We start from the raw sequence: 23,452 nt of genomic DNA, 5'->3' as shown, positions 1-23,452 counted from the left end.
CATTGAACCACCTTGGACTGACACATGACTCATGAATAAAGATCAACCCTTAGCACCGGTCTTTCGCCATATGGCCAGTGGCCTGTTTCCATCCACGACTGAAACCTACGAACGGGGGAAAACCATTTTCTTTCCGGGTGACCCAGCGGAAAAGGTTTATTTTCTCCTCAAGGGCGCGGTGAAGCTCTCACGAGTGTATGAAGCAGGTGAAGAAATTACGGTGGCGCTGCTGCGGGAAAATACGGTCTTTGGTGTGCTGTCCCTGATTACGGGCACCCGCTCCGATCGCTTTTACCATGCGGTGGCATTTACGAATGTGGAGTTGTTGGCAGTGCCCAGCGAGCAGGTGGAAAAGGCAATGCAAGAGGATCCTGAACTACCCATGTTCATGATTCAAGGGCTGTCATCGCGGATTTTGCAAACGGAAATGATGATTGAAACCCTTGCCCACCGCGATATGGGATCTCGATTGGTGAGCTTTTTGCTGATTCTGTGCCGCGATTTTGGCATTCCCACCAGTGCCGGCGTAACGGTGGATTTGAAACTGTCCCATCAGGAAATTGCCGAGGCCATTGGTTCGACACGGGTGACGGTCACCCGCCTTCTGGGGGAACTGCGGGATCAAAAAATGATCTCAATTCACAAAAAGAAAATTACGGTTCATAATCCCCTGATGTTGAGCCAGCAGTTTACCTAGGGGATGGTCGTTGTCACCAGTTGACCGTAGTCCAGTTTAATCAGGCGATCGGCGACATCAAAGTAGCGATCGTCATGGCTAATGACAAACACCGTTTTGCCTTGGGCTTTGAGTTCGGGCAGCAGTTGGCGGTAGAAAATCTCCCGAAAGGCAGGATCTTGGTCTGCTGCCCATTCGTCAAAGAGATAGGCGGGGCGATCGTCCAAATAGGCCATCAACAACCCCAAACGCTTGCGCTCCCCTTGGGAAAGGGAGGTTGTGGAAAAGCGGTTACCTTCTAAGCGAACCTTGTGTCTTAAGCGCAATTTTTCAAGGTAACTTGGCACTTTTGCTAAGCGTTCGGGAGACTCAATACCCAACAGGGAGTCAAAAAGATAAAAGTCACTAAACACCGTGGCAAAGTGCTGGCGATACCATTCGTAGTCCTCCGGCTGCAAACAGTGATCGTCCACCCAAATTTCCCCCTGATCGGGAATGTAGAGTCCTGTAATAATTTTGGCCAGTGTGGATTTGCCACTGCCATTGCCACCGACAATAAAAAGGAGTTCCCCGGCCTGCACGGTCAAACTCAAAGGGCCAAGGGTAAAGGTCGCCGGTTCATCCTGGTGGGCAGCGCGGTACTGATGGCGAATCTCTCGCAGTGAGAGGGTTTTCCAGCCAAGGGGAGGGAGTTCGCCTGAATCCTTGAGGTTTTGTCGCGGATCCCCAAGGCTCAGTTGCAGGGATTCCACTTTCTTGAGGGCAATGCCGGCACGACTAAACACCGGAATGGCATCAATCACCTGTTGCATCGGCAGCATGAGGTAAATAATCGTCAAGACATACCCCGAAAGAATTCTGGGGGTGGCTCCCAGTAGATGGGGCAGTGTAAAGAGAAAAAAGCCAATCGTCACAAACAGCAGCAACTGTCCCCAACTGGCAGCAATGGCAAAGACCATATACCCTAGCTCGTTTTGCTGCCGTGTTTTCTGAGCGGTGGGTTCTAGCTCGTGATAAAAGAAGGCTAAGCGCCGTTGCCGGTTGAGCTTGAGTTCTTTGTTGCCCTCCGTGAGTGTCCGAAAGTGTTGAAAAAGGTAATCCTGCTGCTGCCGGGCCTGCTCTAGAAATTTTCGCGCTCTGCCTGCCAGAAACAAGTAGCTGCCAACACCCATCCCAATCAAGGCAACCAGAGCCACCAAAAGGGGCGGCGACAACCAACCCATGTAAATTAGGCAGCCCATGACAATGGCAATGGCATTGAAAAGATTGGGCAGGACGGAAAAGGAACGGGAAACGGCATCCACGTCCTCTGTCAGCGTCGCGAGGAGTTGGGGATGACCAATGGCTTCCAACCGGCGTAGGGGTGAGGCGAGAATCTGGCGACTGAGGAGGAGGCGCATTTCATAAACCGCCTGTTGGGCAGCCCGCACTAGCAAGACTTGGGAGCCGAAGTGGGTCAGCAGCAGGAGGGTGCCGAGGAGAATAAATCCCCAGGGCAAGAACTGCTGGAGGCCAGGGGTTTTCTGGAGGGCGGCATTAATCAGGGCAATGAGCGCAGCTGTGCTGCCACCGTTGAGAAGTCCGGCGATCGCTGCGGTAACAATCGTCGGCCAAGCCGCCTGTAGTAGAATCCGAAAGAGCTTCACGAATCTGTGGTCTCATCTGGGGTGGGGTTGGACTCAGAGGCTTCCAGATTCAACTTGGGAATAAAACCGGGACGATCGGCCTTTTCCCAACCGGGGGGACGCTTCGAGTTGTACCATGCCACAAGGCCAATGCTCACCGCAGCCACAAGACCCAGTAGCAACACCCCATAAAAGGGGACAAAGTTACCAGCCCCAACGGTAAAGCTAATGCCCAACAACCCCATCATCTTCCTCGTTTTCCTCGTTAACATTTAGAAACATTTAGAACACCACTATATCAATGGGGCGGCTGCTTTGAGAATCCTTGGAGTTGGAAGGGGCTATGCTTGCTAAGGTACACTACAAGATACAAAAGTTTTGCGGACTGTACTTCCTCTTTTCACCCAATCAACCATGAGCGATCGCGCCCTTCGCCCGGCGGTGGTGGCGGCGGTGAAACCCGGCTCGATTGCGGCCGAGTTGGGGTTTGAACCCGGTGATGCGGTGGTGGCCATTAATGGCGATCGCCCCCGCGATTTAATTGACTATCGGTTTCTCTGTGCCGAGGAATATCTTACCCTCGAAGTGTTGGGCAAAGACGGCCAAACCTACGTTCTTGAGATTGAAAAAGACATTGATGAAGATTTAGGACTGGAGTTCACCACGGCTCTCTTTGATGGGTTGATGCAGTGCAACAATCGCTGCCCCTTTTGTTTTATTGATCAGCAGCCCCCCGGCAAGCGGGAAAGCCTCTACGCCAAGGATGACGACTACCGCCTGAGCTTTCTGTATGGCAGCTACATTACCCTGACCAACCTGCTTCCCTCAGAGTGGCAGCGCATTGCCCGCCTGCGCCTTTCTCCCCTTTACGTTTCTGTCCATGCCACCGTGCCCGCTATCCGCCAACGCCTGCTCAAAAATCCACGCGCAGGGGAAATTCTGCAACAGATCCGCTGGTTTCAAGAGCAGCGGCTGCAACTCCATGCCCAAGTGGTTGTCTGCCCGGGCATTAACGACGGCGCGTGCCTTGAGCAAACCCTACGAGACCTAGCCCAGTTCTACGATCCGGAGGAGCCAACGGTGCTCTCGGTGGCCGTGGTGCCGGTGGGGCTGACCCGCTTTCGCCCCCCTGAGGATGAGCTGATTCCCGTTATGCCTGACCATGCCCAAGCGGTGATTCAACAGATACAGGCGCTGCAACAGGAGTTTGAACGGCAGTGGCAGACGCCCTTTGCGTGGCTGGCGGATGAATGGTTCTTGATTGCCGGTCGGCCTTTACCCCCTGCTGCGCACTATCAGGACTATCCTCAACTCAGCAATGGCGTGGGCACGATTCGCCTGTTTTTAGAAGAGTTTGAGCTGCACGCCCAGCAACTTCCCCAACGACTACCGCAACCGCGCCATCTCAGTTGGGTGGTGGGCAATGCCGTGGAACAGGCCTTTCAACCCTTGGTGGCGCGCCTCAACCAGATTGAACATCTGCGCCTTGATCTCTATGCCCTTGCCAGTGACTATTGGGGACAACAGATGTCGGTCACGGGTCTGTTGACCGGCCACGATTTGATCTATCACCTGCAGGGCAAGCCCTTGGGCGATCGCCTGCTCCTGCCCAGTCTCATGCTCAAGCACGATGAGCCACTCTTTCTCGATGATATGCCTTTAGCCACCGTGGAGGAGGCACTCGGGGTACCTATTCAGGTCGTCGCCGGTGGCGCAGCAGGGATTATTGCCGCCTGTACCCACCCCTAAGTCCCGATCTTGCCCCTAGGGATCGCGGCAACCTATAATGGCTGGATGCTGTCCGCTGCATATTCAACCTTATGATTGCCCCCTCGCCCCGTCCGGTTCGCATCGGTTCTCGCAAAAGTCAACTGGCTCTTGTACAAACGGAATGGGTACAGGCACAACTGCAAGCTCGCCATGGCGATCGCGCCTTTGAAGTGGTGACAATGACCACCCAAGGGGACAATATCCTCGATGTTGCCCTTGCAAAAATCGGCGATAAGGGGCTTTTTACCAAAGAGCTGGAACTTTCAATGCTGCGGGGCGAAACCGATTTGGCCGTCCATTCCCTCAAGGACTTGCCCACCAAGTTGCCAGATGGCCTAGTGTTGGGGGCGATTACCCAGCGGGAAGACCCAGCGGATGCCCTAGTGTTAGGAGCAAAATGGACAGGGCACACCATTGATACCCTACCCGAAGGCACCGTTATTGGTACGTCCTCACTGCGCCGCTTGGCTCAACTGCGCCACTGCTACCCCCATCTCACCTTCAAGGATGTGCGGGGGAACCTGAATACCCGCCTGGCCAAGTTGGATGCCGGGGAATACGATGCCTTGATTTTGGCGGTGGCCGGTCTGCGGCGTTTGGGGTTTGGCGATCGCATTAGCCAAGTCTTGCCGGCAACCGTGTCCCTCTATGCCGTAGGTCAGGGCGCCTTGGGCATCGAATGTCGCGCCGACGATGCCGACATCTTGGCCTTGGTCAAGACCCTCGAACATCCAGAAACTGCGGCACGGTGTCTGGCGGAACGAGCCTTCCTGCGGCAATTGGAAGGGGGCTGCCAAGTGCCCATTGGCGTGCATACCGTGATTGAGAATGAGCAACTCACCCTCACAGGCCTAGTGGCAAGTCTCGATGGCCGGCGCCTTGTCAAGGACAGTCTCAGCGGTGATCCTGCCGGCGCAGAAGAACTGGGGATGCGCCTTGCCTTGAAGCTGCGCGAACAGGGAGCCTCAGAAATTTTGGAGGAAATTTTTGCCACCGTGCGTCCTGAACGCTAGCCTGTGCCTACCAGGGGCTGCCAATCATCGTAAAGGCGGCCCAGAAGTAGGGATGATCAAGGGAGCGATCGCCCCCCTCTTTCACAACCTCTGGGGGCAGCGGAATTCCGCCACGAATAGTTCGCAGTTCATTCCCCTTGACTGCAACTTCTCCTCGCAACATCGCCAATTGCGCCTGTCGCAGCGCCTCTGCTTTTATCGGTACCTTACTTAGCTGGTTGTAAAATTCCGTCATCAGTGCCAGTGTTCCCTCATCGCTGACATACCACAAGCTTGCTAACACTGACTTTGCTCCTGACTGCACCGACAGGCCGGCAAACCCTAATTCGGCATCCAAATCTCCTACTGCTGTGCGACAGGCACTCAAGGTCAGCAGTTCTGTTTGGGGGCGGTATAGACGAAGCTGCCGCAACTCTGGGAGGGTCAGCCGCCGATCTTGAAAGGCCAGATAGGAGTTTTGCGGAGCACCCGGTTGAAACTCGCCATGGGTTGCTAAATGAATCACCGGATAAACACCGCGACGGTGTTCCTGTTGCAGATTGGATAGTGTAAAGTCCTCATTGAGAAACTTACTGCCGCCTCCCAAAGCCTGGGTCACTTGCTCTAGCTCTACAGGAACTGCCGGCAGAGGAGACAAATCAACAAATTCAGACCCCCCCATTGCGAGAACACGCTGCCCTTGAAGAGGGCGATAACGGGTATCCACAAGACTAAGGCTCGGCATCAGTCCAAGGCTAAAGCGCTCCACCAAAAAGCCACTGCCATCATGAAGTGCTGCTATGGGGATGGCTCGCATGCCCGCATCTAAAACAAAGGTCAGGGTATCAATTCCTTGGGCATCTAGCTCAGCGCGCAAGGGTGCGATCATCCACTGATAGAGCTGTTGGGCAGTAGCTAAATAAGCACGAGTATTAATTAGCCGCGGATCTCGAATACTGTTGGTAAAGGTTTCTACGGTTTGGAGAAGTTGCTCTCGGCCTACCGGACTGGAAGCATAAATGGGCTGTCCCTCAGGGGTAACCACAAGCAAGTCCAACTGATTAGGTCGAGCGAGAGTATAAGTAATCGCAGGCTTCTTACCAGTTTGCTTGCTAATCTCATTTAGAATGGCTTGGGAATCTTTCAGGGAGAGTTCCTTAGCACCACACGCACTCCCTAAGTAAGCAGCAATATCAGCACAACTCTTTTGCTCTAGAAGGGTGATAGCCTGCATCAGATTATTGTTATCAATAGCAGCTTGTACTTCTGTTGACGTAACCACCGGAGTAGACTGAGCAACTTCCGATGATGGATTCTCCAATAAAGTTTCTGGAATGCTAGGTCTCGGTTCTAATATAGCAGCGACCTCTCGTTCACGAAGAGAAATTACCAGAGGAGAACCAGCAGATGCAGTACCTTCAATTAAGTCACTTAATAATCTTATAAAGGTGGTAGAGACGCTATATTGAGAAATAACTCTAGACCACGCTTGAAATTTTGAACCAGATCTAAGAGTCTGCCTTTCTATGTAGATGGGGTTCCCTTGAATACTACCAGTATTAATCTGTGGGGCAAAGAGATCAACCTTACCACCTGATGTACTAATATTGGAAGTTGTCAAGCTGTCTTCTAAGGCGATAATACCGACCCAGCCACCGCCAGTAAACAAATTTCCTGTAGAAACTCTACCAGCCGATATTAAAATATTTCCTTGCGTCGTTTGAAGATTTCGAGTGTTAACAGTATCCACGTAAGAGTCGAATTCGCTCAGATCGTATGAGTCTATGTATATGTCACCTCTTGTTCTAACATCACCATTAATGGAAACATTACCGCGTGTTACTATCCTCAAAGATTTGGCGTCAATATCTCCATTTATTGTGACTTCTCGACCGAAAATTTTTAGCCCATTGTCACTAAAATATTGATCATCGAAAATATTGCCTGTAATGGTAATGTTTCTTGCCGTTAACTCACTCCCAGTAGCTAAATCCGTATTAATTAAGTTACCTGCTCGTAAGTTAAGATCACCAGCCAAACTTATAATACGAGGAAGGTTAATATTATAGTTTGCTATCAGAGTCAAAGAATAAGGAGAGCTACTGAAAATATTCTGAGAGATTAAAATAGTGCCTGACGCTGAGCCATTACTAGCAGTAGTGACAATAACGTTGCTTGAGTCAAGTGCCGATAGTAGAGTTCCAATAGATAAGTAGGATAATGATGAAGAACTAGGACTTGCTTCAAAAGGAGACGTGAGGGTGATATTAGAATCAAAAGTTGAAATTACAATATCCGTTGGATCTAACAGAAGTATTCCAGTATTACCCTTTGGTGCTGTTGTATCCACAACTCCCTGAAAATCGAGATAGTTTTTACCTGAAACTTCAACAAAGCCACCGTTTCCTCCTTGAGGACCACCGCGAGCAGTAATCCGGCCATAGAAGTTATTGTTGTTATCTGCCCAATTGATGACAACTCCACCGCTGCCCTGCCCTAAGGAATTAGCGTCAAGAAAGGTTACGGAATTAACAAAAAGATTCTTAGCGTTGAAGCTGCGATCTAGCCGATTCGTTCCCGTTGTGCCCCCTAAGTAGTCACCACCAACAAGAATAGTGCCGCCTCCTGTATTCCCCGCAGCAGTGAGTTGAGCATTTAGGAGAGCAACATTACTGCCTTGGCCGGCGACGGTGATTTTGCCCCCGGCACCTGTGGTATGACTCACATCAAGGGTGCCGCCAATGACCGCCGTATTCGTGGTGAGGGGAATCTTGGTGCTATCGTGAACTAGGCGAATCGTGCCATCTGGATGTTGAATCACACTGTTGACGGCAGGATAGCCGTTGCCTCCTGTGAGCAAGGTGGGTAGATCAACGGGCTGAATGATGCCTGTAGCGGGCAATCGCTCTTGGGGAATTTCAAGACTGAGGAGCATTCCCTCTTGGGAAACCCGAACTAGACCTGCATCGGGCACGGCCACAACATTCACTGTGCCCCCCGCTGCCCCAAGGGTGCCCGTATTAATCACCTGATGTGCCATCAAGGTCAGGGATTGACCGCTATTAACCCTTAGATTGCCTTCGTTGATCACAATCCCTTTATTGGCAAATTCAAAGCCAAGGGGAGAGCTATTGAGCTGGCTGTAAGAGTTTAAGCCATTGAGATCGAAGATGCCATTGCCAAAGTGAACCCGCTGCGCCGTCGAGGCATGGAAGGCTGCTGGCAGATTCAACTGGGCATTCGGACCAAAAACAATACCCGCAGGATTGAGGAGATAGAGGTTGCTGTTGCCGCCTGTAACTTGAAGCACACCGTTAACATAGCTGGCGTAGCCACCGTTCACGCCTGCAAGAATGTTGCGAATCTGCGGCGAGGAGAGGAAGTTAGCCGTTTGTCCTTGATGAATATTAAAGTGCTGGAATAGGTGAAAAAGATTTTGGCCATCACCTGACAACCGACCACCGCCAATATTGAACTGCTGGTTAACGACTTCTACGGTGGTGCCGGTCGCATTGGCAGCAGGGGTAATTTGGGCTACGGCGGGAGCAGTGAGAACGGAGGAAGTAAAGCCGACCATCCCAAAAAGCCAACAGGGAACGGCCTTAGCAACACAGCGCGCTAATTTATTCAGCATGGGTACATTAAATCTAACGGAGCATGTTTTGCTTAATTTTTTTGCCCGTAGTCTAGCAAACTTTCAGAAATAAGGAAAGAGCCGATATTTTAAGAAAGATAACCAAGGGGATTTGCTTACCACGGACTCCCTACCAGCGTAAAGGCCGCCCAGAAGTAGGGATGATCAAGGGAGCGATCGCCTCCTCCTTTTGCAACCCCTGCTGGTAAGGGAATCCTGCCGCGAATGGTTTGCAGCTCACTCCCTTTCACCCTAATCTCGCCTCGTACCATGGCCAATTGGGCTTGTCGCAGCGCCTCTGCTTTAATGGGCGCCGTGTTCAAGTGATGGTAAAAGCCTGTCATCAAAGCCAGTGTCCCCTCGTCACTGACATACCACAGACTAGCTAGTACCGACTTCACCCCCAACTGCACCGATAGACCGGCAAAGCCTAATTCTGCATCCAAGTCACCCACCGCCGTGCGACAGGCACTCAAGGTGAGCAGTTCCGTTTGCGGACGATACAGGCGTAAACTCGGCAACTGCAATAAGTTCAGCCGCCCATCACTGAAGGCAATATAGGAGTTTTTGGGGGAGCCGGGCTGAAACTGGGCATGGGTGGCAAGGTGGATGACCGGATAAACCCCCCGATTGTGCTGCCGCTGCAAATTGGCAATCGTAAAGTCGGCGTTGAGAAACTGTGTACCACCCCCCAAGTCTTGGGTAATTTGAGCTAGTTCCAAGGGCACAGCGGGTAAAGGAGACAGGTCTTGAAACTCCGATGCCCCCATCGCCAGAATTCGCGCCTGTTGGATATTGCGATAGCGCCTGTCCGTTAAGCTCATGCTGGGCACGAGTCCCAGATTAAAGCGTTCAATCAAAAAGCCTTGACCATCATGGAGTGCTGCCAAAGGGATACTCCGCAGGCCACTGTCAAGGACAAAAACCAAGGTTTCAATGCCTTGGGCATCCAATTGAGGCCGCAAAGGTGCGACTAACCATTGATAGAGTTGTTGGGAGGTTGGCAAGTAGGCGCGGGTATTGACATGTCTTGGATCACGAACACTATTGGTAAACTCAATAGCCGTTTGCAGGAGCTGCTCACGCCTCAGTCCTCGTATGGGAATATGGAAAGGTTGACCTGCGGGTGTGACAGCCATCAGCTCCAGTTGGTCAAGCCGTGCCAATGTATAGACAACGGCTGGCTTTTTACCGGTTTGCTTGGCAATTTCATTCAGAGCCGCTTGCAACTCCTCAATGGATAGCTCTGGCTGGTTACAACGACGGCCAAAATAACTGGCTATCTCTTGGCAGTTGCGTTGGTCTAGAAGGGGAATAGCACGGCTTGGATTGTTACTTGCTAGAGCAATTTCAAGTTCTTTTGTCGAGAGAATCGGAAGTGGCAAATCTGTGGTTTCAATAGAGGGCGGTCTAACTGAGGGCGGCGGTTGCAACAAATTATTAATCGTTGAGCTAGGGTAAGAAGGACTCGATGCTGGGTAAGGATCAAAAGTTTGTGAAACAGACGGCTGGATCCATGGGTTCGGTGCTAAACTCGATGCTAAATTAATACAGCAACCTCCTACCACACCGAGTAGAGTGTAGGCAACCAAGGAACGAAAACGAGGTAGTGACATATAAGCCTCCGCAAAAATTTGTGAAATATTAAAGAAATTTAAGAAGCTAAAATAAATTACTCAAGACAGAACGCAACTTAAATCGGAGGGCGATCGCCGTCAGGTTATCGTGGCCATTGACTTGATTTCCCATATCAATGAGTTTATGAAGGGATTGATTGAGAGGAATACTAAAGTCAAGCATCGGCAGCACATGGCTAATAATATGGGTTTCAAGGCAGCGATTATCGGACAGCCCATCGGAGCAAAGTAAAACCAGCGTATCTTCTTCGATATCTAAGTCAATGACTTCTGGGCAGATAGCCTCATTGTTGCGAGGGCCAAGGGCTTGGGTGAGTTGGTAAGCATCGGGGCGGCCATAGGCAATTTCCGGTTCGACCCCCTGTTGGATGAGACGTTGGCCTACTTCGTGATCGGTAGTGAGTTGTTGCAGTCCTTGGCGTTTGGTAAAGCGGTAGATGCGACTGTCGCCGACATGACCAAGGCGAAGATGGTAATTGTGTACCAGTGCCATCACAAGTGTTGTCCCCATGCGGCCACTGCCTGTCTTTGCTTTTTGATCATTGGCAGCAAAAATGACCTCATTGGCACGGTAAATCGCGTTGCGTACCTCCTCGGCACTGGGGAGTTCTCCCTGCCATGGCCAAGTCTGCTCGAAGTAGTCATGAACGGTTTTCGTGGCTAAGGAGCTAGCGACTTCTCCTTCGGCGTGGCCGCCCATGCCGTCACAAAGAACATAGATTCCCTGAACCTCCAGTTGCTGACCGTTGGGGGTCATGCGCATTTGCTGCCGATGATGGATGAGATAGAAATCCTCGTTGTGGTGGCGATCGCGCCCGGTATCGGTGTGGGCAGCAACATCCACTTGTACCAGTTGTCGCGGTAAGAGGGCAGTCGGTGCATCCTCAATAGCGGTATGATCCTCTTCTGCTGATTCTGGTGAGAGGGTGATGTCTGGCAGTTCATCAATCAACTCACCCGTACTTTCGCCTGCTTCCTCCTGAAAGTCTGGCAGAGGTTCACTACGCAGGGTGCAGGCAAGGGAATCGAGCAACATCTGAATTTCTGAGATTTTCTCTAGAGGAGCTGTACTCAAGGAGACCAAGAGGGGCATGAAAACGGCTTGACGGCGGCTAGACGCATGGGCAAATAACTCTTGCCAAACACCAACGAGACTGGGGGGCGGCGTGGGCTGCTCAAAGGTTTCCACTAAGGGCAAGGTAAAGTCCAGTTGATGCAGCCGCAATTGATCGTCAGGGTTGACGGCTAAGTTCTTCACTGTGAGCAAGGAATAATGGCAATGCCACGGCTCTAGGACTTGCCAGAGGTCAATCATGTCCTCGAGGTACCGGAAAATTTGCTCATCGGCAATGCTGTCGTCTTGCCAAACCTCCCGCAGTGGGCGAGCCGTGGGAGTGTAGTCGAGAATAACCCCGTGGCAGTAGTTGGCCGGTAAGTTGCCCGTGGCAACGGTATCTAGCCACGCATCGTGGATGGCTGGAATGGTTTCGGGGTACACAAGGTGCAAGGCAAGGTAGGCGATCGCCACCGCACTGAGGTCGGGGTATTGCGACTGCAAATGGGGAATAACCACACTGGGGTCGAGAATATTTAGCCCCTGAGCCCAGTCCTGAGCTGTTTCGCGGAGGGCTTCTAGCAGTGTTGGTTCCTCAGGCTGTAGATCCTGCACCAGTTGGGGTAAATCACAGGCGTAACGGTGATCCCAGCGTTGGTAGCGGTGCTGTGGGTCAAAAAAGGCGGCGGCATTGGGAGGATTGGTGTCCTGCTCAAACACAGTTCCCTCAGAGTTGCAGTTGGGGACAGCCAAAATGGGGTGATCAGCATAGGCAGGATAGAGGACGCCCCACCAAAGTTTGAGGTTTTGATCAGTTTGAGCGGTAGGCATTAGAGCAGGTGAGCCAGCAAAGACAGCACAGCGATGACCACACCTTGCGGTATGGGAGGGGTACCCCCTATTGTATAGCCATCGCCCTAGGACAGCCCTTCTCTATGTCTTGTTCCTGTTTTTTATAACTATTCTTCAGCCATTGCCATCAAAGGGAATGATTTTGGTAACAGTGTTGAGGACATTTGACTTGTCATGGGTTGATGCAAACGGATTAACTGCGCCAAGGTTGATTTCAGTTGGGTGCGCGGCACAATCACATCCACAAAACCGCATTTTTGAACGAATTCAGCAGTTTGGAAGTCATCGGGCAGTTTTTCCCGCAGCGTTTGCTCAATCACCCGCCGCCCCGCAAAGGCGATCGTTGCTTTTGGCTCAGCAATGATAATATCCCCCAACATGGCAAAGCTAGCAGTCACACCCCCAGCAGTGGGATGGGTCAAAACGGGGATATAGAGCAGGCCAGCACTGCGATGACGCTCAAGGGCAGCGGCAGTTTTCGCCATTTGTACCAAGCTGAGCATCCCTTCCTGCATACGGGCACCGCCAGAGGCACAGACAATCACAAGGGGAATATGCTCCCAAGTGGCACGCTCAATCAGACGGGTGATTTTTTCACCGACGACACTGCCCATGCTGCCGCCCATGAAGGCAAAGTCCATCACCCCTAGGGCAATCGGTAACCCCTCCAGTTGGCCAAGACCAGTTTGGACGGCGTCTTTGAGACCGGTTTTCTCTTGATACTCCCGCAGGCGATCGCTATAGAGCTTGCGATCCTTGAACTGCAAGGGGTCACAACTGACCAAATTTTCATCTAAGGGGCGCCAAGTGTGGGGGTCAATCAGTTGTTGGATGCGCTCACTACTGCTGACGCGATGGTGATGGCCACACTCTGGACACACCAGTTGATGGCTATGCAGATCCTTGCTGTAGATCATCACGCCACAGGCTTCGCACTTCGTCCAGAGACCATCGGCGATCTCCCGCTCCGGCTGCATGGGCGTCAAGGCAGTTTCCTTACGGCGATTTGCAAACCAATCAAATAAAGACATTGTAGAAAATTCCCTTTAACGCTGAGTTCTCAAATAGCGCCTTTGTATGAGCCCCTCCAAGGAGCATCAACTAAGAATAATTACTTATCATCCCACTTTGTTGCATTTTTGCAATATATCGCACAAGTTTGGGAAAGTATGCAAGGGGCTGTAGGAAGATCACTGCTCCAAGGGGAAGTTCGGTGTCACAATAAGAGGAAGTTAACAGTTCGCAGCGTAGCACTAGGTTGAATCTATGTCCATGGGTGCAGTCGTGGTGGCGATCGCCATCTTGGGAATCTTGATTTTTGTCCATGAGTGGGGGCACTTTATCGCTGCCCGCAGCCAAGGCATTCATGTCAACCGCTTTTCCATCGGCTTTGGCCCCATCCTCTGGAGGTTTCAAGGCAAGGAGACCGAGTACGCCCTGCGCCTGATTCCCCTAGGGGGCTATGTGGGCTTCCCAGACGATGACCCCAATAGCGGCGTTCCCGCCCACGATCCCAATCTCCTGAGCAACCGTCCGATCCTAGACCGCGCCATTGTTATCAGTGCGGGGGTGATTGCCAATCTGGTTTTTGCCTATTTGCTCCTGCTGGTGCAAGTGGGCGTCATGGGCATTAGTCAGGCCACGTACTATGAGGGGGTGCTGATTCCGGCCCTTGTCCCCGAAAGTAGTCTTGTGGCCACCAAAGCGGGCGTTCAGCCGGGGGACTTGGTTTTAGCCGTGGATGGCCAACCCTTGGGCGCCGATGCCAATAGTTTACCCAACCTGATGCGAGCCATTCAGCAGCATCCGCAGCAACCTTTAACTCTGATGATTCAACGGCAAGGGCAGATCAAAGAGATCACAGTGACGCCAGAGGTGAGTGAAGACGGCAAAGCCCGGATTGGCGTTCAACTGGCGCCCCATGCCGATATTCACCGTAAACACACCTTAAACCCAATTAAATTAGTTACAGCGGCAGCAGCGGAGTTTCAGCGGGTCATTGTGCTCACCCTAGAGGGGTTTCGGGAACTCTTCCAGCACTTTGATCAAGCCGCTCAACAGGTCTCTGGACCGGTGGCAATCGTGGCGATGGGGGCAGACATTGCCCGCTCCAATGCTGAACAGCTCTTTACCTTTACGGCTTTGATCAGTATTAACCTTGCAGTTATCAACATTCTGCCCTTCCCGGCCCTTGACGGCGGTCAACTACTCTTCTTGCTGGTGGAAGCACTGCGGGGTCGTCCCTTACCCAATCGCATCCAAGAGGGCGTCATGCAAACGGGGCTTGTTTTGCTCCTCGGACTGGGGATGTTCCTCATTGTTCGCGATACCGTGAACCTCACGGGCTTAGGCTGGGTGCAGCAACTCTTTTAGGTTCACCTATGGCTATTACCCGTCGCCTCTGTGCCAAGCAACAACGGGCACTGGAAATTCTCACCCGCCTCAAACGCCTCTATCCTGATGCCACCTGTAGCCTCAATTTTGCCAACCCACTGCAACTCTTGGTGGCTACGATTTTGTCCGCTCAGTGTACCGATGAACGAGTCAATCAAGTCACCCCAGCACTGTTTGCCCGCTATCGCGATGCCGAGGACTTTGCAACGGCGGATTTAGCCGAGCTAGAACAGTACATTAAGTCCACCGGCTTTTATCGCAACAAAGCCCGCCATATTCAAGGTGCTTGTCGCCGTATTGTCGAAGTCTATGGGGGTCAAGTGCCGAAAGTCATGGAAGATTTGCTGTCGCTGCCGGGGGTAGCTCGAAAAACTGCCAATGTGGTTCTTGCCCATGGCTACGGCATTTTGGGGGGAGTCACTGTGGATACCCATGTCAAGCGGCTGAGTCGGCGGCTGGGGCTGACCCAAGAAACGGATCCTGTGAAAATTGAGCGAGACTTAATGCGCCTGATTCCCCAGCCCGATTGGGAAAATTGGTCAATTCGCTTGATTTACCATGGCCGCGCAGTTTGCCAAGCCCGTCAACCTCAGTGTGAAGCCTGCGAATTGATTGATTTGTGTGCCACGGGCAAGAAGCTCATACCCAAGTCATAGGGGATTGCAGATGACAACCCGAACCGCAACTACCGGCGAGCAGCGTGTTACCCTCCAAGGCCTCACTTGGCAGCAGTACCAAAAGATTCTCGATGCCCTGCCGCAAACCCGTGCTGCTCATTTGATATTTGATCGCGGAACACCTGAAATTATAATCTTCCTTGAAGAACATGAGTCTGCCAGTGAGCTAATTGGTCTTTGCCCATTCTGGTTGTGGAAACAGGACTGCAGCTTGGATCACTGCGCTCAACGGCTCTGTGGCGATCGGATCTAGATTAGATCTAGTCTAGAACGAGGAGCAGAGCCAGATAATGCTTATTACATCCACCATTAACCACAGGTGGCTGGCCGCAGGATTGATCTGAGCATTGATCCACCCCCTGATTTGGTTATCGAGGTGGACATGACCCACACCGATATTGATAAAAACTGCCTGTATGCCGCCTTGAGGGTACCGGAGTTGTGGCGGTACAATGGTCGGGAGTGGCAAATTTTCCAGTTGCGGGATGGAGTTTATCAAGGGTGCGTCGCCCCCTTTATTTTCATGGGTGCCCAAGGATTGCCTTTATCGCTTCTTGGCAGAGGCCAAAATGGATGAGGTAGCGGCAGAAAAAAATTGGCGACGCTGGGTACAGGAACAACGGCCATGCTGATTTATCGCCTCAACGCTCTTACGGACAACTACATCTTTTTGCTCCATGATCCCCAAACGCAGACGGCGGCAGTGGTGGATCCGGCAGAGACAGAACCCGTTCTAGCCAAATTAGGGGAATTGGGAGCAAGGCTGACGGCGATTTTTAATACCCACCACCACTGGGATCATGTGGGTGCCAATCGTGCCCTGCGATCGCGCTTTCCCGATCTCGAAGTCTATGGCAGTCGCGAAGATCAAGGCCGCATTCCAGAGCAAACTGTCTTTCTCAGTGCCGGCGATCGCGTTTTCTTTGGCGAACATTCTTTTGAGGTGCTGTTTGTCCCTGGCCATACCTGCGGTCACATTGCCTACTATGTCCCGGAAACGGGCGATCTATTTTGCGGCGATACCCTCTTTGGCGGTGGCTGTGGTCGTCTCTTTGAAGGCACGCCGGCGCAAATGCTGGCGTCTTTGAATCAACTGCGGCAGCTGCCGGAGAGTACGCGGGTTTGGTGCGCTCACGAATATACCCAAAAGAACCTCAGCTTTGCCCTCACCGTAGAAGCCGATAATCCCGCCCTGCAAGAGCGCTATGCCCAAGTTTGTCGCGATCGCGCCCAAGGGAAAAGTACGATTCCCAGTACGATTGGTCTTGAAAAGGCAACGAATCCCTTTTTGCGCTGTGAAGTGAGCACCATTCAAGCAGCCGTGGGGGCTACCACACCTCTCCAAACCTTTACACGGTTGCGGGGTAAACGGGATCAGTATTAAAAATATCAGTGGCGACATGACAACGGTAATCTAGTGTTATATTCCCCTACCTAGAAAGCCAAAATGGCAGTTTCCTATCAGAGTCGCTTCTTTAGCTTTTGGCGACGGCAATGGCAACGTTGGCAGCAACAGTGGCAGCGCCAAAAATGGCAGGTTGAAAGCACCCTCAGTGGCACGCTTCAGCTCATTGGCGCCATTCTGGCACAGGTTTGGCAGCGGGGACTCCCACAGCTGATGGGCACTCTCTCCCAAATGCGGCAACGCCTTCTACCGAACCCCACGGCGGCGCCCCCTGCCGATGAGGCGTTGCTAAGCGTGATGTCTGCCCTCTCCCTCACAGCAGGGGAAGATGGAGCTTGGGGGGTGGCGATCGCCCCCATTCCCCGTCCGCTGCCCTGGTGGCAGCGCTGGATTGCGCCTTTACAACGGGGGTTTCAACCCCAGTCCAAGACGTTGCCCCCCATGGACGCCTCCTTAGCCCAGCGGCAACCCTTTTACCTTGCCTGCGATCGCGCTGCAAAATCCCTATTGCTGGTGGATGAAGCTGCCCGTCCCTTAAAAGTTTTCACCCCCCCAGAACAGCAGCAAATTGAGCAACGCATTGCCTACGCCCTAGCCTGTTACTATCAGCACTTTCGGCAGTGGTATCGGCGGCGGCATCATTGGCTTTGGGGCTGGCAGAAGCGATCCCTAAAAGCAGGCTCTAACCTGCAGCCCTGTTTGGTGGCAACTTTTCTAGGACAACTCGAATTAACAGGAACCGGTGAGGGGGATTTAGCCTTGCCTCCCGTGTCTCCCTTAGCCGCTGTCCTCCGCTGGTGGCGATCGCGCTTCTCCTTTGGTCGCAAGAACACGCTTTCCCAAGTGCAGGTGCAAGGGATTGCGACTCTCCTAGAAACGCAGCAGATCGTGCTCATTGGCACTGATAACACCATCCTTTACACCCTCAGTCCTGCCCAACAGGCGCAAGTTCTGGCTTGGATTGAACGCCATCTCGACCCCCGCAAGCTGCCCTTCCCAGACTGGCTGAGTCAACTCTCCTACTGGCTAGGGGGATTCCAGCCCCCGGTACTGACAGCCGTGAATTCGCCTCTGTTGGCGGCCACGGATCCTCTACCAGTCTTTTCTCCAGTGGAGACCCTCCTGAGTTTAGGGAGCGCGTCGGCGCCATTCGCTCATTCATCACAATCAGAAACTGCGGCCATCAGTGTCCATCCGAACCCAGAGCAGTTGATTCTCGATGTGGATGCTGCCTTGATTGGCTATGAACTCCACTGGTTTGAACGGCTGCTGCTGTGGTGCGATCGCCTGTTTCTCTGGATTGAAGAACACCTGATTCGTTTCGGTCGTTGGCTCTGGCAGCAGTGGCAGGGGGGATGGCACCCCTAGAGACCTCCCAACCGCATATCTAACCGGCGCCAAAGGCGGGGTGAACCGCCGTAATTGCTTCTACGAGGGGCGATCGCAAGGCGGTAACATACTCTGGCCAGCCAATGAGAATTGGTTGCTGATGGGCAAGTGTCTGTCCCTGTAGGCCGGTGGCATCAAAGCGTAGTGGATTTCCCTGCAAGTCGGTGCACACCAAACCGGCTGCTGTTGCCAACGCTAAGGGGGCTGTGGTGTCCCAGAGCTTGACCCGCTGATTTAAGTAAAGGTAGAGTCCCGCCCGTCCCAAAATCACCTCAATTACCTTGAGGCCAAAACTGCCCAAAAAGCGAAATTCCACTTGGGGCAACAGCCGATGAATCGCATCGCCGTAGGTGCGGTAGTCGCGATAGCCAATCATGATCGGGCAATGGTCTTCATGGGGAGAGGGTGGACAAACAGGTAACAGGGGAACAGGTGGCCCGCCACTGCTCATCTGAAAGAGTCCCCAGTCTTTACCGCCGTAGTAGAGGTGATCTGAATTGGGAGCATAGATCCAACCCGCCACTGGAGTGTAGTGCTCCAGCAAACCCACCATCAGGGCATAGCCTTGGCGATGGTGAATTAGATCGTCAGTACCATCGAGGGGATCAATCAGCCAGTAGCGATTTTTCGGTTCTTGAAACACCGCTTGGGAGTCGACATTTTCTTCGCTGATGATGCCATCTTCAGGAAACCAGTCGCGAAATTTTTGACTCAGCAGGCGATCCAAAAAGCGATCAATACTGGTGGCAAAGTCTTGGCGTCCCTTTTCAATGACATCAAAGGGTTGCTGGGCTAGTTGGCGTGCCCGCTGCCCTGCTTGCCGCAGGAGATAATTGATCTGCCGAATTTGGCCGGCCGTCAAGGGAGGAGCAGTCATCATTTGAGGTCTAGCCGTCTAGGTTCTTTAGAGTTTGCCGTTAGTTCATTACCGCTTCGTGGCGTTCGCCATCCTCAGTATGCCCTATGGCAGGAGGGGTGGGGCAGGATCGCAGTCGGTTGGCTACCGGTGCGGAAACCTACGCAGGCTAGAATGGAAACTCTGATCTGGCCTTCACTGTGGCAGCCTTGGGCAAGGAAAGGATGGTGGACCATGTTTTGGATCACGCGAGGATGGCAACGCCGCCGCTTGGCTTGGCTCTACCCTTGGCGGGGGATGGATTGGATTCTTCTTGGCGCCGTCTGGCTCCTGACGTTAATAGGAGCAGTGGCCATTCACAGTGCCGAACTGCATATTGGTGAAAAGGATGGCTTCCAACATCTGGCGATCGCTGGGCTTGGGATAATTTTGCTGTTTCTACTCGCACGGGTGCCGACAGGGGTCTTTATCTCAGTGCACTGGTGGGTCTATGGCCTCAGTTGTGCCCTCCTACTGGCTGTAAGCTTATTTGGGGTTGAGGCCAACGGTGCCCAAAGTTGGCTGCCCATTGCCGGGTTTAATCTACAGCCTTCAGAATTCGCCAAAATCTCGATCATCCTCACCCAAGCTGCTCTCCTCCAGCGAGTTCCTGCCAATGGCCTCAGTGGGATTCTGCGGGTGTTTGCGGCAACGATCTTGCCCTTGGGATTGATTTTATCGGAACCCGATTTAGGCACCTCCCTTGTCTTTGGTGCCATCACCTTGGGAATGCTCTACTGGGGAAATGCCCGTTTGGGCTGGATTGTGCTGATGCTCTCCCCCCTAGTGGCAGCCATTCTCTTTGCCCTACCCCTGCCCTATGAACTGAATCTGGTGCTCTGGTTCCTGTGGACATTAGCAATGGGGGTTGTGGCATGGCAAAACCTTCCCCTAGGATGGATGGGGGCGATCGGCGGCATTGTTCTCAATCTTTCGGGGGCAGGTCTGGGGCAATTGCTGTGGAGCGTTCTCAAGGACTACCAAAAAGACCGCCTCTTGATGTTCTTAGACCCCGACAAAGATCCCTTGGGGGCAGGCTACCACCTGATCCAATCCCGCATTGCCATTGGCGCGGGTGGACTGTGGGGACGAGGGCTGTTTCACGGTACACAGACCCAATTGGGGTTTATTCCTGAGCAGCACACCGACTTTATTTTTTCGGCCATCGGTGAGGAATTAGGCTTTTTGGGTGGGTTGCTGGTTTTAGGGCTGTTTTGGTTGATTGGTTTGCGGCTTCTGCAAATTGCCAATAGTGCCCGTGATGATTTTGGCTCACTGCTGGCGATCGGTCTTTTTGCCATGTTGATGTTCCAAGCGGTGGTCAATATCGGGATGACCATGAACCTATTCCCGGTGACGGGAATTCCCTTGCCCTTCCTCAGCTACGGCCGCTCTGCTCTTTTGGCGACCTATATTGGCTTGGGGCTGGTGCAGTCGGTGGCTAATCATCGCCCGCGATCGCGCTACTGAAGTCAAGCACCCTTTGTTAAAATTCATGAAGATTGCCAATAACAGTGAAATCCCATGAGTGACTCCCCAGAACCCACGTCCTCCCCTGCCGAGCAACCCAGTTATGTCAAATTGGCCATGCGGAACATGGTGCGCAAGGGGGGCAAATCCCTGACCCATTTTGCTCTCACGAGTATCGGTCTGTTGGCGTTGTTGGTGGGCTTGTCCTACCTCACCCGTTAGTGAGAACGAAGAAAAACGAATGACGGTTACCGTCTATCTAGAACTTCACGATCTCTCCCTGAGCGCTGAGGTGTCAGCCCTCCCTTGGCAAGCTTGGTTTCGCACATGGATTGCCATGGTTGAACCAAACCAAGGTAAAGCCTATGAGGTCACCCTGCGGTTGACGACGGATGCCGAAATTCAAGCCCTTAATTCCCGCTATCGCGATCGCGACACCCCTACGGATGTACTTGCCTTTGCCACCCGCGATGACGCCCTCCCGCTGCCCCTAGAGGAACCTGAATACCTTGGCGACATCATTATTTCTGGCGACACAGCCCGTCGGCAAGCCATGGAAGCAGGGCATTCCCTATCCACAGAGATCACTTGGCTGGCCTGCCATGGCCTACTCCACCTCCTAGGCTGGGATCATCCCGACGAAGGGCAACTGTGGCAAATGCTCACTCAGCAGGCGCGCTGTTTGAAGGCGGTGGGGTTAACTCCCCCAAAGATGCCGCTAGGTCTTGAATAGGTTTGATGCTTCTTTCCCTATTCTTCTCTAAAGGTTGAGCGCCTTGGGCATGATTTTGGGAAACCTATGCTTAAATGGGAGGCGGTAATTTAGCCAATACCCTGAAAACGTTCCCAAAGATTTTTATGATGTTGCCGAACCGAATAGTCCCCTTGCCGAATAAGCCACAGCTCAACCGCAGGAATCTTCCTCACGACTGCCGAACCCAATTGATCATCAGTGGGGGAGACGGATAGTCTTTTATGATACAAAAACTGCTGGTGACCTCCGCAGACAAAATAGACAAACTAGAGGTAAGCGGCTTACCACGGCGGCGTGCCTACCGGGTGGCGTCCTCGCTGCTGAATAGTTTCCGTTATGCCTGGGCGGGGGTGGTCTATGCCTTTCAAACGCAGCGCAATTTTCGGATTCACACGGCCATGGGTCTGAGCGCGATCGCCCTCAGCGGCCTCCTAAAGCTCCCCGCCGTTGAAGTGGCGGTGATTGTCCTCACAATTGGTTTGGTCATGGGGTTGGAGTTGGTCAATACGGCTCTGGAGGCGGTGGTGGATCTCACCGTGGGTCAGGAATACCACGAGCTTGCCCGCATTGCCAAAGATTGTGCCGCCGGTGCAGTTCTCTTGAGCGCGATCGCCGCAGTGGGGGTGGCAGTGGCCTTGATTGTGCCCCCCTTGGTTGATCCCATTGTGGGAACGTTACTCTAGGTTGCCCTGAAATCAGGGGAAATGGCTAAACATTAAAGCGAAAGAGCATCACATCCCCCTCCTGCACCACATAATCTTTGCCCTCACTGCGCACCAAGCCTTTCTCCTTGGCAACGGCCATGGACTGGCAAGCCACCAAATCCTCATAGCTGACGGTTTCGGCGCGAATGAAGCCCCGCTCAAAGTCACTGTGAATGACGCCCGCCGCTTGGGGCGCTTTGGTACCGATGGGAATCGTCCACGCGCGGGTTTCCTTAGGACCGGTGGTAAAAAAGGTTTGCAGGCCAAGGAGTTTGTACGTGGAGCGAATTAGCGATCGCAGACCCCCTTCAGCGACCCCAAGACTGGCAAGGTACTCGGCGCGATCGCCTTCGGGCAACTCCGCTAATTCTGCCTCTACTTGGGCAGAGACGACCACCACCTCTGCTCCCTCCTGCTGGGCAATCTCCTGCACCGCTGCCGTCCATTGATTCCCGGCGACCAGATCCTCTTCGGCCACGTTGGCAGCATAGATCACAGGCTTACGGGTCAGCAGTCCCAGAGAACGAATTGCCGCTTTTTCCTCCTCCGTGAGGGAACACAGGCGGGTCGGCCGCCCTTCGTTGAGTACCCCCAGGAGCTTTTCTAAAGCCGCAAGTTCAATCTGCGCCTCTTTTTGCGATCGCGCCGCCTTGCGGGTACGTTCAATGCGCTTTTCTATTTGCGCTAAATCCGCCAGCGCCAACTCTAAATTAATGACCGCAATATCCTCAACGGGATTTACCCGCCCTGCCACGTGGACAATATCCTCATCTTCAAAGCAGCGCACCACGTGCACAATGGCATCCACTTCGCGAATATTCGCCAAGAACTGGTTACCCAATCCTTCCCCTTTGCTAGCTCCCTTCACCAAACCCGCAATATCCACGAACTCCACCCGCGTCGGCACGATCTGCGCTGATTGGGAAATTTTGGCCAGTACCTCGAGCCGTTCATCGGGGACTGCCACTACACCGACATTGGGTTCAATCGTACAGAAAGGAAAATTCGCTGCTTCGGCCTTGGCATTGGCCACAAGGGCATTAAACAGCGTTGATTTGCCCACATTCGGTAGGCCGACGATTCCCGCGCGTAGCATCAGACCCTACAACCTCATTCTTAAGGGAAGATTTTTCCCAAACATTACACACAAAAATGGGAGTGCTAATTTTCAATAACACCTCAACTTATCAGAAATTCCAGCCATGGGCAACTACAAGTGCACCTATCAGAGGGTAAACGCACACTCATGGGGTAACAGCAGTAACCGATAAATTAACCAAAATTACACAAGCTTATACTTTTATGGTGTATGGTCTGAGCAAACTATCAATTTTTCAAGTAGCGAAATTAAAGGGTGTGTTTCGAGAAGCCACAAAAATAAGCAGTTAGTGCAGGAGTTGAAAAATGCCGCTCGTCAGCTTTAAGACCCGTCTCAGGCTTAATAATAAGCAAGCCACTTTAGCGGCTAAGCACGCAGGAGTAGCGAGACATGCCTATAACTGGGGTTTAGATGTTTGTTTAGAG

20 protein-coding genes and 1 pseudogene are annotated in these 23,452 nt (G+C 52.7%); 13 read left to right on the top strand and 8 right to left on the bottom strand.

Annotated elements, in window-relative coordinates:
- The first annotated feature begins 31 nt into the window (after positions 1-31).
- Positions 32-697 (top strand): global nitrogen regulator NtcA, encoded by a 666-nt coding sequence (ntcA, locus tag ACK4IR_RS09010; RefSeq protein WP_409874034.1) that lies wholly within the window; start codon positions 32-34, stop codon positions 695-697.
- On the opposite strand, the gene ACK4IR_RS09005 is transcribed toward ntcA, so the two are convergent.
- Both ACK4IR_RS09005 and psb35 read right to left on the bottom strand, forming a co-directional pair.
- A complete protein-coding gene (locus ACK4IR_RS09005) occupies positions 694-2,322 on the bottom strand; it encodes a cyclic peptide export ABC transporter (protein ID WP_409874033.1) in 1,629 nt (542 codons plus the stop codon). The genes ntcA and ACK4IR_RS09005 overlap by 4 nt on opposite strands.
- A complete protein-coding gene (psb35, locus tag ACK4IR_RS09000) occupies positions 2,319-2,549 on the bottom strand; it encodes a photosystem II assembly protein Psb35 (RefSeq protein WP_409874032.1) in 231 nt (76 codons plus the stop codon). Before psb35 ends, ACK4IR_RS09005 begins: the two co-directional genes overlap by 4 nt.
- Before the next feature lie 166 nt (positions 2,550-2,715).
- Between psb35 and ACK4IR_RS08995 the strand changes: the two genes are divergently transcribed.
- Both ACK4IR_RS08995 and hemC read left to right on the top strand, forming a co-directional pair.
- Complete coding sequence (locus ACK4IR_RS08995) at positions 2,716-4,050, top strand: TIGR03279 family radical SAM protein (RefSeq protein WP_409874031.1); 1,335 nt, start codon at positions 2,716-2,718, stop codon at positions 4,048-4,050.
- A gap of 71 nt (positions 4,051-4,121) precedes the next feature.
- Positions 4,122-5,084 carry a hydroxymethylbilane synthase gene (gene hemC / locus ACK4IR_RS08990; protein ID WP_409874030.1) on the top strand — a complete coding sequence of 321 codons (963 nt, stop codon included), beginning with the start codon at positions 4,122-4,124 and terminating at the stop codon, positions 5,082-5,084.
- Between the two features lie 7 nt (positions 5,085-5,091).
- Here hemC and ACK4IR_RS08985 read toward each other — a convergent pair whose 3' ends face one another.
- From ACK4IR_RS08985 to accD, 4 genes are all read right to left on the bottom strand, one after another.
- A complete protein-coding gene (locus ACK4IR_RS08985) occupies positions 5,092-8,697 on the bottom strand; it encodes a CHAT domain-containing protein (protein ID WP_409874029.1) in 3,606 nt (1,201 codons plus the stop codon).
- A 116-nt stretch (positions 8,698-8,813) separates the two neighbouring features.
- Positions 8,814-10,082, bottom strand: a complete 1,269-nt coding sequence (locus ACK4IR_RS08980; protein ID WP_409874028.1) for a CHAT domain-containing protein — start codon at positions 10,080-10,082, stop codon at positions 8,814-8,816.
- A 277-nt stretch (positions 10,083-10,359) separates the two neighbouring features.
- Positions 10,360-12,219: a serine/threonine phosphatase gene (locus ACK4IR_RS08975; protein WP_409874027.1), complete on the bottom strand. Its 1,860-nt coding sequence runs from the start codon at positions 12,217-12,219 to the stop codon at positions 10,360-10,362.
- 128 nt (positions 12,220-12,347) lie between these two features.
- Entirely contained in the window at positions 12,348-13,271 is a 924-nt protein-coding gene (gene accD, locus ACK4IR_RS08970; protein WP_409874026.1) for an acetyl-CoA carboxylase, carboxyltransferase subunit beta, read from the bottom strand.
- A 235-nt stretch (positions 13,272-13,506) separates the two neighbouring features.
- On the opposite strand from accD, the gene rseP reads away from it, so the two are divergent.
- From rseP to ACK4IR_RS08945, 5 genes and pseudogenes are all read left to right on the top strand, one after another.
- On the top strand, positions 13,507-14,613 hold the full coding sequence (gene rseP / locus ACK4IR_RS08965; protein ID WP_409874025.1) for an RIP metalloprotease RseP: 1,107 nt from the start codon (positions 13,507-13,509) through the stop codon (positions 14,611-14,613).
- 8 nt (positions 14,614-14,621) lie between these two features.
- Complete coding sequence (nth, locus tag ACK4IR_RS08960) at positions 14,622-15,290, top strand: endonuclease III (RefSeq protein WP_409874024.1); 669 nt, start codon at positions 14,622-14,624, stop codon at positions 15,288-15,290.
- Between the two features lie 10 nt (positions 15,291-15,300).
- Positions 15,301-15,943, top strand: a pseudogene (locus ACK4IR_RS08955) (Uma2 family endonuclease).
- The gene (gloB, locus tag ACK4IR_RS08950; RefSeq protein ID WP_409874056.1) at positions 15,937-16,695 is read left to right on the top strand and encodes a hydroxyacylglutathione hydrolase; all 759 of its coding nucleotides are present in this window, start codon (positions 15,937-15,939) and stop codon (positions 16,693-16,695) included. The pseudogene ACK4IR_RS08955 and the gene gloB overlap by 7 nt, the downstream one beginning before the upstream one ends.
- A gap of 63 nt (positions 16,696-16,758) precedes the next feature.
- Positions 16,759-18,084, top strand: a complete 1,326-nt coding sequence (locus ACK4IR_RS08945) for a hypothetical protein (protein ID WP_409874023.1) — start codon at positions 16,759-16,761, stop codon at positions 18,082-18,084.
- Positions 18,085-18,103: 19 nt separating this feature from the next.
- Here ACK4IR_RS08945 and ACK4IR_RS08940 read toward each other — a convergent pair whose 3' ends face one another.
- Positions 18,104-18,985: a 3'(2'),5'-bisphosphate nucleotidase CysQ gene (locus ACK4IR_RS08940; RefSeq protein WP_409874022.1), complete on the bottom strand. Its 882-nt coding sequence runs from the start codon at positions 18,983-18,985 to the stop codon at positions 18,104-18,106.
- A 210-nt stretch (positions 18,986-19,195) separates the two neighbouring features.
- On the opposite strand from ACK4IR_RS08940, the gene rodA reads away from it, so the two are divergent.
- From rodA to ACK4IR_RS08920, 4 genes are all read left to right on the top strand, one after another.
- The gene (rodA, locus tag ACK4IR_RS08935) at positions 19,196-20,470 is read left to right on the top strand and encodes a rod shape-determining protein RodA (RefSeq protein WP_409874021.1); all 1,275 of its coding nucleotides are present in this window, start codon (positions 19,196-19,198) and stop codon (positions 20,468-20,470) included.
- 54 nt (positions 20,471-20,524) lie between these two features.
- Positions 20,525-20,692, top strand: a complete 168-nt coding sequence (locus ACK4IR_RS08930; protein WP_409874020.1) for a DUF3285 domain-containing protein — start codon at positions 20,525-20,527, stop codon at positions 20,690-20,692.
- 19 nt (positions 20,693-20,711) lie between these two features.
- Positions 20,712-21,203: an rRNA maturation RNase YbeY gene (ybeY, locus tag ACK4IR_RS08925; protein ID WP_409874019.1), complete on the top strand. Its 492-nt coding sequence runs from the start codon at positions 20,712-20,714 to the stop codon at positions 21,201-21,203.
- Between the two features lie 242 nt (positions 21,204-21,445).
- Positions 21,446-21,907: a diacylglycerol kinase family protein gene (locus ACK4IR_RS08920; RefSeq protein WP_409874018.1), complete on the top strand. Its 462-nt coding sequence runs from the start codon at positions 21,446-21,448 to the stop codon at positions 21,905-21,907.
- A gap of 25 nt (positions 21,908-21,932) precedes the next feature.
- Here the strand turns inward: ACK4IR_RS08920 and ychF are convergent, their stop codons facing one another.
- Entirely contained in the window at positions 21,933-23,024 is a 1,092-nt protein-coding gene (gene ychF / locus ACK4IR_RS08915; RefSeq protein ID WP_409874017.1) for a redox-regulated ATPase YchF, read from the bottom strand.
- Between the two features lie 308 nt (positions 23,025-23,332).
- On the opposite strand from ychF, the gene ACK4IR_RS08910 reads away from it, so the two are divergent.
- On the top strand, positions 23,333-23,452 hold a 120-nt coding region (locus ACK4IR_RS08910; protein ID WP_409874055.1), incomplete at its 3' end, for a helix-turn-helix domain-containing protein.

The sequence above is a fragment of the Thermosynechococcus sp. genome (genome assembly GCF_046299635.1).
Taxonomy (GTDB): Bacteria; Cyanobacteriota; Cyanobacteriia; order Thermosynechococcales; family Thermosynechococcaceae; genus Thermosynechococcus.
This window is presented reverse-complemented; position numbering and strand designations above follow the sequence as displayed.

Coding starts and splice junctions, on each gene's coding strand:
- ntcA (WP_409874034.1), top strand. CDS start 32: ATGAATAAAGATCAACCCTTAGCACCGGTCTTTCGCCATATGGCCAGT.
- psb35 (WP_409874032.1), bottom strand. CDS start 2,549: ATGATGGGGTTGTTGGGCATTAGCTTTACCGTTGGGGCTGGTAACTTT.
- ACK4IR_RS08995 (WP_409874031.1), top strand. CDS start 2,716: ATGAGCGATCGCGCCCTTCGCCCGGCGGTGGTGGCGGCGGTGAAACCC.
- hemC (WP_409874030.1), top strand. CDS start 4,122: ATGATTGCCCCCTCGCCCCGTCCGGTTCGCATCGGTTCTCGCAAAAGT.
- ACK4IR_RS08985 (WP_409874029.1), bottom strand. CDS start 8,697: ATGCTGAATAAATTAGCGCGCTGTGTTGCTAAGGCCGTTCCCTGTTGG.
- ACK4IR_RS08975 (WP_409874027.1), bottom strand. CDS start 12,219: ATGCCTACCGCTCAAACTGATCAAAACCTCAAACTTTGGTGGGGCGTC.
- accD (WP_409874026.1), bottom strand. CDS start 13,271: ATGTCTTTATTTGATTGGTTTGCAAATCGCCGTAAGGAAACTGCCTTG.
- rseP (WP_409874025.1), top strand. CDS start 13,507: ATGTCCATGGGTGCAGTCGTGGTGGCGATCGCCATCTTGGGAATCTTG.
- nth (WP_409874024.1), top strand. CDS start 14,622: ATGGCTATTACCCGTCGCCTCTGTGCCAAGCAACAACGGGCACTGGAA.
- gloB (WP_409874056.1), top strand. CDS start 15,937: ATGCTGATTTATCGCCTCAACGCTCTTACGGACAACTACATCTTTTTG.
- ACK4IR_RS08945 (WP_409874023.1), top strand. CDS start 16,759: ATGGCAGTTTCCTATCAGAGTCGCTTCTTTAGCTTTTGGCGACGGCAA.
- ACK4IR_RS08940 (WP_409874022.1), bottom strand. CDS start 18,985: ATGATGACTGCTCCTCCCTTGACGGCCGGCCAAATTCGGCAGATCAAT.
- rodA (WP_409874021.1), top strand. CDS start 19,196: ATGTTTTGGATCACGCGAGGATGGCAACGCCGCCGCTTGGCTTGGCTC.
- ACK4IR_RS08930 (WP_409874020.1), top strand. CDS start 20,525: ATGAGTGACTCCCCAGAACCCACGTCCTCCCCTGCCGAGCAACCCAGT.
- ybeY (WP_409874019.1), top strand. CDS start 20,712: ATGACGGTTACCGTCTATCTAGAACTTCACGATCTCTCCCTGAGCGCT.
- ACK4IR_RS08920 (WP_409874018.1), top strand. CDS start 21,446: ATGATACAAAAACTGCTGGTGACCTCCGCAGACAAAATAGACAAACTA.
- ychF (WP_409874017.1), bottom strand. CDS start 23,024: ATGCTACGCGCGGGAATCGTCGGCCTACCGAATGTGGGCAAATCAACG.